We start from the raw sequence: 12,217 nt of genomic DNA, 5'->3' as shown, positions 1-12,217 counted from the left end.
TCCAATCCCGCGGCAGCCATGATATTTTATTGGGCGTGAAAAAGCGGTGAGGGGAGGGATGGCGGCAAATCCATTAATGACAAAGGCGCGACGGCATGTGAACGCCTGCGTTCGGGAAAAAACCGGGCCTACCTCCGGGGGCGTTGAAAGAGAGTGGTGTTTCCCGCCGGCGTGCGTGACGAGAAAAGGACGGATCATGCCGTGAAGAGCGCCTCTTCTTCACCGATTGTGGCAAAGGCGCGATCGAGTCGCGGCGGTCCCCGCCACGCCGAAGCGGCATCCTCTACTTTCCACTCTCCAGCGATGATGACTTCCCGAAATAAAATCCGCGGCCACGCTTCACTCCCGACGCCCGGCCGGCAAACCAAAAAATACCTGGGAAGTCTCCGGTTGAGGTTTTCGCCACAGCCGGATACCGCCGGAATGGCATGGCGGGAGGAACCGTATCGCCTTTCTGTTTCCGGCTTTCGTTTTCAAGAATACGAAATCGAACCCGATTTTCAGCGCCCCAGCGGTCTTTTCGACGGGATCCCTACCCGCCGGGGGTATTGCGGAGGCGTGGCGGCGGATTTGCGGATGACGATCAAATAGCGCACCTCGGCGATCCCCGGCAATTCGACCGGCATGATCTTTTCCACCGATCCCCCCAAAAGCCGCAGTGCGCCGGCTGCCGCCTGAGCCTCGGTCGGGCCGCTTTCCCCTTTTTGCGCCAGGACGTATCCGTGGATGCACGCCATCGGCAGCAGGTACTCGGCCAGAACCGACAAATCCGCCACGGCCCGGGCTACCGCCCAATGGTATTTTTCGCGATGAACGGGATCCTGTCCCACTTCCTCCGCACGCGCGTGCAGAACCGTCACATCGCGCAGCTCCAGTTGCGCCGCAAGGCGCCGGCAGAAATCGGCCTTCTTGCCGGTGGATTCCACCAGGGTGAGCTGGATGCCGGGCGCTCCGATTTTCAACGGCAATCCCGGAAATCCCGCCCCGGTCCCGATGTCGATGACGCGCATGCCCGGCCGCAGATCCATCGCCTTGAGGCAGGAAAGGGAATCCAGGAAGTGTTTCAGGCGGATCTCATCCCGTCCCGTGATTGCGGTCAGGTTGAATTGCCGGTTGCCGTCCAAAAGGATGTTTTCATACCGCTGGAAATGGAGGATTTGGGTCTCGGTAAGGGAGAGGCCCGTCAGGGATTTCGCGCAAGCGGCGAAAGGAGCCAAGGCGTCAGACCGGTCGGGCGGACGGATCTCATTCATGGGGCGGCGGCAGGCAGAGATACTCATCCCATATGCCGTACAACGGATGCGCGGTGTGGGATTGAAAAACCCGGAACGCGTCGGCGGGGACGATGACGGATCCGAAATACGAGTGTTGCAGGTCTTGCAGGCTTTCCAGAAACGCTTGATTTCCCATCCGCATGCGCAAGGCGTGCAGCATCTGGGCGCCGCGCAGATAGACCGTATCCACGTAATCCCGGAATCCTTTGAACTGGTAGATCGGCATGTCCACGCACATCTTGGAAGCGTAGCGGTCGACCCGGGTCCACCACCACCAATCCACCAGGGAGGGATAATGCCGTTCGTAGAAGAGCAATTCGCTGTAGGTTGCGAAAGGCTCGTCCAGCCACGGATCGATGGCCTGATCGTTCGCCACCCGGCCGTACCACCATTGATGCGCCGTCTCGTGGGCCGTGATGGCGGTGAGATAATCCGCTCCGTTTCCTTCGTAATAGGGGAACAGATCCGGGTTGAGGAACACCAACCCGTCGAATTCCATGCCGTCGGGCAATTCGGATTCCAAGAGGGTCAAGCGCGGATGGGGATATTCTCCGTAGCGTTCGGCAAAGACCGTGACGGCCTTGGCGGCGATGTCGGTTATGAATTCCCCCTGGGCTTCGTACTCCGGCCGGGTGTAGCCGATGACTTCCACATTCCCCGCCATCCGGGCGTGCGGGGATTGAGTGGTCAACGCCATCGCGAACGATCGGCCGGTGAAGCGGAAGCGCGGCGGCGAAGAGCCTTTCTCCTCGATTCCGCTGGCGGCGATCCAGTAGGACGCATCGCCCGTCCATTCAAATTGAACGTCGAAATCCGCATAGGCGAAGCTCAGGTGCTCGCCCACATTGCCCGGCGGGTGCGCCAGCCAGCCTCTTCCGGCCACATACGGCGGAAAAAACGCATACCAATTCCCGAGGACGATTTGGTAATCGTTCCATCCGATGAGCGTGTTTTCCGGAGCGAGAAGGCGGCGGTATTCCAAACGCAGGCGCACACTTTCCCCGGACTCAAGCGGGGCGTCGAGCGGAATCCGCAGTTGGCCGTCGGCGACGGAGGCCGGAAAGGTCGCTGAGGAGAGGCTGGAGGAAACGCCGATCAGTTCGAACAGATCCGCCCGACGCGCGGGTTCGAACTGGAGCACCAGCTCGTTGATCGATTCCCCGGAACGATTGGTGTAGGTGACCTGCTCCTGAACGGTGAGCGGCATCGTCCAGCCGTTCGCCTCGGAGGCGCGCGTGTCGAGTGCCGCGCGGATGACATACAGCGGCCGTTCGACCGGCTCCGGAGGGGGTTCGGGGGTGAAGGTCGCAGTCAACGCGGGGCCGGCTGTCGGTGAGGCGGGAGACGCCGTCGGAGTTGCAGAGACCGGATCGCCGGCGACTCCGGCCGCCACGCAGGAGCAAAGGCAACAGGATAAAAAGCTGGCCGTGATCGGACGGCGGTCTGTGCGCATTCGCTTTGAACAATGGAGTGGGCGGAGAATCGCCGGGTTCCGCTCGGCAGGAGACGGATTCTCGGACTCGCGGCGAAACGCTAAGGAGCTTCTCTTCGATGCCGCGCGGTCCGAGGCGCAAGCGTTCATGTAGTCACCAGCGCGACGATCGTTTGGCGGTATTCACCGGCGGCGAATTCGTCTTTCCCGTCGCTTGTCGGCGCGCTGTGCGTATAGCGGATCTCCAAGAACAGCGACCGGTCAAGCGGCCAGCCGCTCAGTTTGGTCGACCAGTTACGGCAGATCCACCCGCCGGCGCCGGAGCGGTCGTAGATGCGCAGGGATTCGTCCCCCAAGCGGACGTCGTCAATTCGGAATTCCACCGTCAGGGTTGCCAGGAAATCCTGAAAGGCGTCGCTGGTGGCGCAGAAGCGGCAATCCCAAAGCCAGACGCTGTTGCGCGCGACTTCGATCGTGTAACGGATCGAGCCGGGCTCCGGGAGTTCGCGGAATTTCGTCAGATTCCAAATGGATGGCACCGTTTCCAAGTCGGAATCCGACGGCGCGGCGGCGGTTGGGAAATTCGGCGCATGGGTCGGCGCGGCAGTCGAGGCGGCCGGCGTGGATTCCGCCGGGCGTGCGGTGACCGTCGGAGCGAGGGCGACGGTCAGGGTGGCCGTCGGCGGAACCGTTGGCGTGTCGGTCGCCTGCCCGCCTTGGAGTATGTCGGGCAAGTTGGATTTTCCGGTCAGGAAGACCAGCAGGCTGGTGGTGCCGGTCAGGACCGCAATCACCGTAGTCAACGGCAAACCCCTCCGCGGCTCAGGCGGGGTACTCCCTTTCTGCTTCTCCATCCGTTGGTCCTCTCGAATCGACGCGGCGGTTCGGCGGGAATTATTTTACCAATGAATCCGGTCGCGGCAGGCGCTCCGCCAGGGGCGGATGTCTCGGAAGACGTTCGGCTGATTGATGTTCGAGGACGAGCGGATGTTGATTCCCGATCCGGGAGAATGCGACCGTTGGAGTCGCGCAGGCTGTTGATTGGCGCCGCTGGGGGTCGATGGCGGCGCTGCGAAGGTCGACCCGGTCCACCCGGCCGGGGATTTTTCCGCGCCTCAGGATTTTCGGCCGCGGGAGACGGACGCCCGCGCGGCGATTAACCCGGCCGGCCCGCCGCCGGTCGCCGCGATATTTGGTGCATTCATCAGAGCGGACGTCCCTTCTCCCATTCCCGCCGTACGAATTCTTAATGGAATGGAAACCGGGTGGAGCCGTGCGCCGGATCGTCGAGGATGGGACCGCCGCGCGGGGAAGCGCGTTGGGGGCGAGGTCAGGAGAGTGCCCCCAGGCGGGGCTGCTTTTGGGCGTCCCGTTTTCTAGCAAGCAGGGCGGCGTGCTTCTCGTCCACCTCGCGGTTCAGGCCCATCCAATCCTTCACCGCAAACAGGAAGCCGGGTTCATCGCCGAGGAACAGGAACGGATGCGAAAGCGCCCGCAGAAGGAAAAACCCGCTTGGGTACGAGGTCAATTCGATCGCCACGCATTGCGTGAGCGCCAGCCGGACGGCCAATTTTCGGTGGGCACGGGGTTGGGTCTTCGGGGAGTGGATTTGTAAGTGCTGGACCGACCGCGACGTCCGCACCCGGGAGTAGGAAACGATCAGGCGCAATGGACCGGTCCGCAGCAGGAGGTAATCCGGATGGCATTGCACGTAAGCCAGGTGCGGGAGGATCAGCACGGTCAACCACAGCACGAAAGCGATCCCCGTCGCGGCGCCGAGGACGGGCGCTTGCGCCTCGGCGTACACTCCCACATGCTCCGGGAGCCATCCGGACAGGGCGGCGGCCCAGAGGACGCCCAGGATCGACATTAGGAAAAGGATCGGGAAGGAAAAGGAGCGCATCCACTCGCGGTAGAGGATCAGGGGGTAGCGTTTTTGGACGGACATCGGACCTCGGGGCGTTGTCGTCGCGCTCCGCCGTTCTCCCTCATCCCCGTTCCAGGGGGCGGAGTCGGAGAGTTGTCATCAGGTGGAGGGTTCCACCGGCTGGGTGAAGGAAAACGTGCTTCCCCTTCCCGGTATGCTTTCCACGCCGATCTCCCCGCCCAGCACTTCCACCAGGCGCTTGGTGACGTGCAGGCCAAGCCCCCAGCCCGGTTGGTCGCGGACCGCCGAGGATTCCCCGCGGAAGAACTGGGTGAAGAGGCGGGATTGCTCTTCCGCGGTCATCCCGATGCCGTGGTCCTGCACGGCGATCCGCACCCGCGTCTTCTCGTCCACGGCGCGGAGGAGGATTTGGCCGCCTTCCGGGGAATATTTGCTGGCGTTGCTGAGCAGGTTGGTGAGGATTTGTGCCAGGCGCTGTGGATCGGTGCGGATTTTCGGAAGGGCGGCCGGGAACTCGGTTTGCACCGTTTGCTTGCGCGCGTCGAATTGCGGCTTCATCTGGATGACCACATCACGGACGGCCGTTTCCGCGGACACCGCCGCGGGCTCGATCCGCAGGCGGCCGGTCTCGATGCGTGAGATGTCGGAGAGATCGGAGACTAGCGCCGTCATCCGGTCCACGTTGCCCATGATTGTGCGCAGGAATTCAAGCTGTTTTTCGTTTACCGGGCCGATCAATCCCTGGCGCAGGAGGTCGGCGTAGCCGCGGATCGAGGTCATCGGGATTTTTAGCTCGTGGGAGACGATCGAAACGAATTGGGATTTGGCGTCGTTGGCCCGGCGCAGGCGCTGGAACAGGCGCGTGTTTTCCGCCGCGGCGGCGGCATGGTCCGCCAGGCGTTCGAGCGCCTGGCGTTCGGCGTCGATGAAATTCCTCTCCGGGCGTTCGACCAGCACCAGGCCGACGGTGTTCCCCTCGCGGACGATCGGGGCGAGCATCCCGGCCGGCAGGTGCGGCGCGGCGGCGCGCAGCGCCACCCCGCCTCCGGATCCGGCCGCGCCGAGCGGATCGCCGGACGGGGGCAGGGCGGGCTGTTCGTTTTCGGGATATCCACCGGCGGCGACGATCTGCGGATCGCTGTCTTCGTCCGGGCGGATGGCGACCCAGCCGCGGGCGGCGTGGGTGATCTGCAACGCAAAATCCAACAGCGCCGACGCGACTGTCTCGGTCTCGAGGGTGGCGTTCAATTGCCGGTCGGCGCGCTGCAGGCCTTCGAGTTCGGCCACCCGGGCGGCCAGTGCGCGGTCGGTGAGCGTGTAGAGCTGGGCGTTCTCGATCGCGATCGCGGCTTGCACGGCGAACGCCGAAAGCAGTTCGCGGTCGCGTTCGGAAAACAGCCCCGTCCGCACCCGGTTGTCCACGTAGATCACTCCCAGAATGCGGTCCTTGACCTTCAACGGCACGCACAGCACCGAACGTAGGGAAAACTGCATCACCGAGTGCTGGTCGGAGAAGCGCGGATCGGTCTGGGCGTTGGTTGTCAGCACCGCCTTGCCGGTGCGTGAGACCGTCTCGACCACCGTCCGGCTGTATTCCATCTCCTTTTCGCTGAGCGATTCGCGCTCGAGGTTGCGCGCGGCGCGCAGATCCAGCCGGCCGGCCGCCTCGTCGAAGAGCATGATACAGCCGCGCTCCGCGCCGGTGAGGCGGATCACCGCGTCCATCACTTCTTTCAACGCGTCGTCGAGAACCAGCGACGAGCCGAGGGCCTGCGAGACCTGGAAGATCGCCGCCAAGCGCGAATGCTCGTCCGCCCGGCTGGCTTCCTCGTGGAAGGAATCCAGCTTCGAGAGGGTCTGCGCGATCAGCGGCTGCAGGCTGTCTTCCGGCGCGAGCCGCTTCTGCATGGCGCGCAGGGCGACGCGCAGTCCTTCCAGCGAAGCGGGCATGGTTGGGGTGGAGGCCATTTTGCGAATGCGGTCTTTCCTGTGTGTATTCTATGGGAGAGGAGAAAATTCCACAAGCAGGGGATCGTAAAAAACCGGTAAGGACTTAGGCTCCCCCTCGCATGCCCTACCCTCGCTTTCCCTCGCTGTCCCTCGCTTCGCTCGGGACAGGCGCTCGGGACAGGAGCTAGGGACAGGCGCTCTGGGACAGGTTCGGGCATCCTCCCGGTATTGCACCGCGACCGGCTTCCCGGCCCGACAACAGCGGAAAAAAGGTGCTTAATCGAATCCATCAATCTTTGGGGAAAGGCAGGGAGGGTGTATTCCGGACGCAGTGACGGGAGGATGGGATGATGGGGAGGCGGTGGAGAGGCCACCCACTTAGGAGGCTCGCGACGGATGGGAGCGGTGGAACGGACACATCCGGCGGAAAACGCATCGTCCGCATTCCGGCGCGCGCGCATGGCACACTTCGCGCCCCAGGCGGATCAAGTTGAGGTGGGCCGTTGCATACTGCTCCGGATCGAACAATCCGGCGAGGTGTTCGTGCGCCTTGTCGGCCGACATCCGCGGCGGGCGCAATCCCAGCCGGCCGGTCACCCGCTGGACGTGGGTGTCGACCGGGAAGGCGGGGATATCCAACGCGAACAGCATTACGATTGCGGCGGTTTTCGGACCTACGCCGGGAAGGGAGGTCAGCCACGAACGAACCTCCTCAGCCGGAAAGCCGCGCAAAAAGTCCATCCCGATCCGGCCGCCCCTTTCCCTGATGGCGGCCAGGGCCTTTTGGATGCGGGGACCCTTCTGCGGGCCTAATCCTGCCGGGCGGATGGCGGCGACGATCTCCTTTGCCGGGGCATTAAGCACATCCTCCCATCGCGGATATTTCCGCCGAAGCGCCGAGAAGGCTTTTTCCCTGTTGGAGTCATTGGTGTTCTGCGAAAGGATCGTCGAGATTAATTCGTCGACCGGCGACGGCTTTCGTTCCCAAACGGGTTCGCCGTAGGTATCACGGAGTTTCCGATAGATGCGCTGGGCTCGTCCGCGCAGAGCAGGCATGCAAAAATTATAGCCGGTTCCATCCAACCCGCTCAACTTCGGAGGATGGAAAAAACCTCGCGGCGTCCAAAGCAAGCCATCCGTTCATCCAAAGGATTCTTCGGGGTGCCCGCCCGCCCGGCAGGCTTGGCTTTGCGGTCATTCTCGCTCGCTTTCTTGCCGGATGGAAAAGGAAATCAAGGCAATGCAGCGGATGATGATCACCCCGAGGAGTTGGCGCCGGAATGCAGTGTCGACGGTTTCAATGCCCGGAAAGCAAACCGCTTTTCCGCGCAGGACGAGGATTCGGCCGCGGATGCCTAACCGGGTGCTGAAAAAGCGGGTAAGGCGATGGAGTAGCCCCGACCCTTTTCCGGGGCGTATCCTCGGCCCGGCCTGCGCCGGGGCCGGCGCTACCGCCGGGAAAAAACCCGGCCTTAATATGCTCGCTGGGAGCGCAGGCTGACCCGGCCCGGCTCCGCGAAGCGGGACGGACTTTTTCGGCGCCCTGCTGGGTCTGCGCCGGAAGAACCGCCGCTTAACGGGGTAATCGCCCGAGGATGCTATCCGGCAAAGAAAGGCAGCCGGCCGGCTGGACGTCGAAAACCTGGGACATTTTTACAAGCACAAATTCTGAGAACCTTCCGTTTTCCCCTTCTTTTTAATTGATTATTGCGATTTCATATAATAAATTAGCAATTTTCTCACCGTTCTATGAGGGGGGAATTTGGTAGAATAAATGCGTAGTTCGTGATTCACCAATTCCACGGGAAAGGCAGGTTCTGGTGGCAGACAGCCTCGAACGGTTTACCCAGCGGGCTCGGCGGGTGCTCAGCTTGGCGCATCAGGAAGCCGAACGCCTGCACTCGAAGGAAATCGGCACCGAACACCTGCTCCTGGGATTGATCCAGGAGGAAGGCGGCGTCGCCGGACGGGTTTTGCGCGAACTCGGCCTCGAGGAAGAGCGGGTAAAAGAGATGATCGAAAGGATCATCCCGCCGGGCAGGCTGTTTCCGGAGCGCATCCAATTGTCGATGGGCACCGAGAAGGTGATCCAGAACGCCATCGAGGAAGCCCGGAAATTGGGCCACCAATACATCGGCACCGAACATTTGCTCCTGGGCTTGGTCCGCGAAAGCGAAGGGACCGCGGCGGATGTGCTCCGCAGGCTGGGAGTATCCCCCGAGCAGGTCAGGCGCCAAACCCGGCGCATCCTGCAAGACAGCCCCATGGGCCATCCCTTGCAGCAGTCGGCCGGCGCGCCGGCCAAGGCCGAAAAAGCCAAGACCCCGATGGTCGACCAACTGGCGACCGACCTCACCTCCAAGGCGGAGGAAGGCAAGCTGGATCCGGTCATCGGACGCCAGAAGGAAATTGAACGGGTGATCCAGATCCTCGCCCGCCGGACGAAAAACAACCCGGCGCTGATCGGCGAACCCGGGGTGGGCAAAACCGCCATCGTCGAAGGCCTCGCGCAGCGCATCACCACCTGCGACGTGCCCGTGCCGCTGCAGGGTAAACGCCTGTTGCAACTCGACGTCGGATCGCTCGTCGCCGGGACGATGTACCGCGGCCAGTTTGAAGAGCGGTTGAAGCGGGTCATCGACGAATTGAAGAGCGCCGGGGCGATCCTGTTCATCGACGAAGTCCACATGCTGGTCGGGGCGGGCGCCGCCGGATCGTCGGTCGACGCGGCCAACATCCTCAAACCGGCGTTGTCGCGCGGGGAACTGCAGGTCATCGGAGCCACCACGCTCGAGGAATACCGCAAACACATCGAATCGGATGCGGCCCTCGAACGACGCTTCCAGCCGGTGACGGTCGAGGAGCCGACCATCGACGAGACCATTCAGATCCTCCACGGCGTGCGCCCGAACTACGAGCAGCACCACCGGCTGGCGATCACCGACGAGGCCTTGGAGGCCGCCGCGCGGCTTTCCGCCCGCTACGTTCCGGACCGGTTTCTGCCCGACAAGGCGATCGACCTGATCGACGAATCCTCTTCGCGGGTGCGGATGTACAAGAGCCCCGAAGCCCGCAAGCTGCGCGAGACGGCTGATGAGTTGCGCCGCATCCGGCAGGAGCAGGCCCAATCGGCGGAGAATACGCCCACCGAGCGCACCCGCGAACTGCTCGCGCGGGAGCGCGATCTCGAAGCCCGGCAGAAGGATTTGCAGGCGGGCCCGGCCCGCAAGGAAGATTGGCCGAAGGTCGGATCCGAGGACATCGCCGAGGTGGTATCGATGTGGACTGGGATCCCGGTCATGCAGCTCGCCGAAGCCGAATCCGCGCGGCTGATTAAAATGGAAGAATCCCTGCGGGCGCGGATCATCGGGCAGGAGGAAGCCATCACCGCGATCGCGCGCGCCGTACGCCGCTCGCGGGCGGGGCTGAAGGATCCCAATCGCCCGATCGGATCCTTCATTTTCCTCGGCCCGACTGGCGTGGGCAAAACCGAGTTGACCAAAGCCCTGGCCGAATTCCTCTTCGGCAGCGAAGAGGCGATGATCCAGCTGGACATGACCGAATTCACCGAGCGCCACACCGTCAGCCGCCTGGTCGGCGCGCCGCCGGGATACGTCGGCTTCGAGGAAGCCGGCCAGCTCACCGAAGCCCTGCGCCGCCGGCCATATTCGATCGTCGTCTTCGACGAGATCGAGAAGGCCCACACCGAGGCCCTCAATATCCTCCTGCAGATCATGGATGAAGGCCGGCTTTCCGACGCAAAAGGTCACAAAGTGGATTTCCGCAACGCGATGGTCGTGATGACGTCGAACGTCGGCGCCGAAGCTATCCGCCGCCAGGCCGCGCTCGGATTCGGCAAGCGCAGCGAGAGCGTCAAGGGCGAAATCGAACCGTATGAGGAGATGCGCAAGAAGCTGCTTGAGGAGCTGCGCAAAGCCTTCCGGCCGGAATTCCTCAACCGCGTCGACGCGGTCATCGTCTTCCGCGCGCTGGACAAAGGCGATATCGCCCGGATCGTGGACCTGGAACTGGCCAAGGTGGCGAAACGCCTGGAGGATCATCGCATCACCCTGCAGACGTCCATCGAGGCGCGGGCGCGCCTGGCCGACATGGGATACAACCCCGAGATGGGCGCGCGCCCCCTGCGCCGGGTGATCCAATTGGAAGTGGAAGACCGTTTGTCGGAAGCTCTGCTCTCGGGCCGGGTGCGCGAAGGGGATTCGGTTACGATCCAACTCCGAGAAGACAGCATTGTCATCGAAACCGCCCCGGCCGGCGGCGAAGAGGGCGCCGCTGAACCCCAGGCCGAAGCGTTGCCCGCGCGGTAGCCTTTCCGCCGCAGCCCCTCCCTATCCGCTCATTAACCATCGAGGTCAATCGGAATGATTCGAAAAACGATCGTGTTGGGAGTCTGTCTGGTTTTTTCGGCCCTGCTCGCCACCTGCGCCGCCCCGTCCGCGCCGACCCAATCCTCGGAGGAGGAATCGGCCGAGACCATGTCGGCCGTCCTGACCGAAATATCGGATCAGATCCGCCAATCGCAGACTTCGGCGCCGAGTCCGACGGACACCGAAAAGCCGACCCCCGCGGCCACCGATACGCCGACGGAGATCCCCACCGTCGATTTGGGGGCCGCCACGCCGGAGTTGATCACGCCCGTCGGATCGCCCGCCGGCCCCACGCCCACCACCGATCCGGAATCGCTTAAGACCCGCACCCTGGTGGGAAAGTGCAACGCCGCATTTTTCGTCGGCGATATCGGACCGATACAGGACGGAACGACCGTTAAGCCCAATGCGCAATTCACCAAAACCTGGGAGATCCGCAACATCGGATTCTGCACCTGGGATCAGCGGTACCAGCTGTTTTACTACGGCGCCTCCGCGGACAGCCAACACATGAGCGGGCCGGATTTCGTGGGCTTTCCGGAAGTCGTCGCTCCCAACCAGAGCACTTGGCTGTCGGTGACTCTGATCGCGCCGGATAGTCCGGGCATCCACAAATCCACCTGGTATCTGCGGGATCCCGACGGCAAACGCTTCGGCGTCGGCATCGACGGCAACGAGCCGCTGTTGGTGATCATCAACGTAGAGTAGAAGAAAAAAACGTAACCGCTCGGCCATTGGTCGCCATGTCGGCGCCCGCCCTCGGCGCGTTCTTCGCCGGGGGCGTTTTTCGAAGGCATCCATGGATTTATTAAAAATCACTGGATCCCGGCTTCGAGCACCTCCGCTCCGCGAAGGCAGGCGCCGGGAAGACGGACAAAACCGCGAACGCCGGTAGCGCTCTTTTAGGATTTTTGCGCGGGAAGAGACAACCTGAGCAGGTATAAAAGAACTGAAAAAACGAATCCGGCCGCAAAGGCGCAAAGACCGCGAAGGATGATGTGTAATCTTCGCGTCCTTTGCGTCTTTGCGGTGGCAAGGTTTTTCCTGCGGAAGGGTATAATCCGCCCCGGGAGCGAATCGTGACCGCCGTCGAGGAAATCAAAGCCCGGGTGGATGTCGTCGAACTGATCGGCGAGACGGTCCGACTGCGCCGTTCGGGAAAGAACTACACCGGCTTCTGCCCCTTTCACGCCAACGTCCGAACCCCCTCCTTCGCCGTTTTCCCCGAAAGCGGAACGTGGCGCTGCTTCGGCGCGTGCAACGAAGGCGGCGATATCTTTCGCTT

The 12,217-nt window shown here is 62.8% G+C and carries 10 protein-coding genes; 4 read left to right on the top strand and 6 right to left on the bottom strand.

The window, feature by feature from the left end; genetic code table 11:
• Positions 1-500: 500 nt before the first annotated feature.
• The 6 genes from rsmG to JW929_02210 all read right to left on the bottom strand — a co-directional run bounded on the left by rsmG (position 501) and on the right by JW929_02210 (position 7,600).
• Positions 501-1,253: a 16S rRNA (guanine(527)-N(7))-methyltransferase RsmG gene (gene rsmG / locus JW929_02235; GenBank protein MBN1438201.1), complete on the bottom strand. Its 753-nt coding sequence runs from the start codon at positions 1,251-1,253 to the stop codon at positions 501-503.
• On the bottom strand, positions 1,246-2,727 hold the full coding sequence (locus tag JW929_02230) for a hypothetical protein (GenBank protein MBN1438200.1): 1,482 nt from the start codon (positions 2,725-2,727) through the stop codon (positions 1,246-1,248). The genes rsmG and JW929_02230 overlap by 8 nt, the downstream gene beginning before the upstream one ends.
• A 125-nt stretch (positions 2,728-2,852) precedes the next feature.
• Positions 2,853-3,515, bottom strand: coding sequence for a hypothetical protein (locus JW929_02225; protein MBN1438199.1), 663 nt, complete (start codon positions 3,513-3,515; stop codon positions 2,853-2,855).
• A gap of 521 nt (positions 3,516-4,036) precedes the next feature.
• Entirely contained in the window at positions 4,037-4,654 is a 618-nt protein-coding gene (locus JW929_02220) for a hypothetical protein (protein MBN1438198.1), read from the bottom strand.
• Positions 4,655-4,732: 78 nt separating this feature from the next.
• Complete coding sequence (locus JW929_02215; protein ID MBN1438197.1) at positions 4,733-6,562, bottom strand: GAF domain-containing protein; 1,830 nt, start codon at positions 6,560-6,562, stop codon at positions 4,733-4,735.
• Between the two features lie 360 nt (positions 6,563-6,922).
• A complete protein-coding gene (locus JW929_02210; GenBank protein ID MBN1438196.1) occupies positions 6,923-7,600 on the bottom strand; it encodes an endonuclease III in 678 nt (225 codons plus the stop codon).
• A gap of 45 nt (positions 7,601-7,645) precedes the next feature.
• Between JW929_02210 and JW929_02205 the strand changes: the two genes are divergently transcribed.
• From JW929_02205 to JW929_02190, 4 genes are all read left to right on the top strand, one after another.
• On the top strand, positions 7,646-7,903 hold the full coding sequence (locus JW929_02205; GenBank protein MBN1438195.1) for a hypothetical protein: 258 nt from the start codon (positions 7,646-7,648) through the stop codon (positions 7,901-7,903).
• A 461-nt stretch (positions 7,904-8,364) separates the two neighbouring features.
• The gene (locus tag JW929_02200; GenBank protein MBN1438194.1) at positions 8,365-10,872 is read left to right on the top strand and encodes an ATP-dependent Clp protease ATP-binding subunit; all 2,508 of its coding nucleotides are present in this window, start codon (positions 8,365-8,367) and stop codon (positions 10,870-10,872) included.
• Positions 10,873-10,926: 54 nt separating this feature from the next.
• Positions 10,927-11,640, top strand: a complete 714-nt coding sequence (locus JW929_02195; protein MBN1438193.1) for a hypothetical protein — start codon at positions 10,927-10,929, stop codon at positions 11,638-11,640.
• Positions 11,641-12,011: 371 nt separating this feature from the next.
• Positions 12,012-12,217 (top strand): DNA primase (locus JW929_02190; GenBank protein MBN1438192.1); only part of this gene is annotated, 206 nt, incomplete at its 3' end.

It is taken from the genome of Anaerolineales bacterium, assembly GCA_016928575.1.
GTDB lineage: Bacteria > Chloroflexota > Anaerolineae > Anaerolineales > RBG-16-64-43 > JAFGKK01.
The sequence above is the reverse complement of the archived record's forward strand: the minus strand, read 5'-3'. Positions and strand labels throughout refer to the sequence as shown.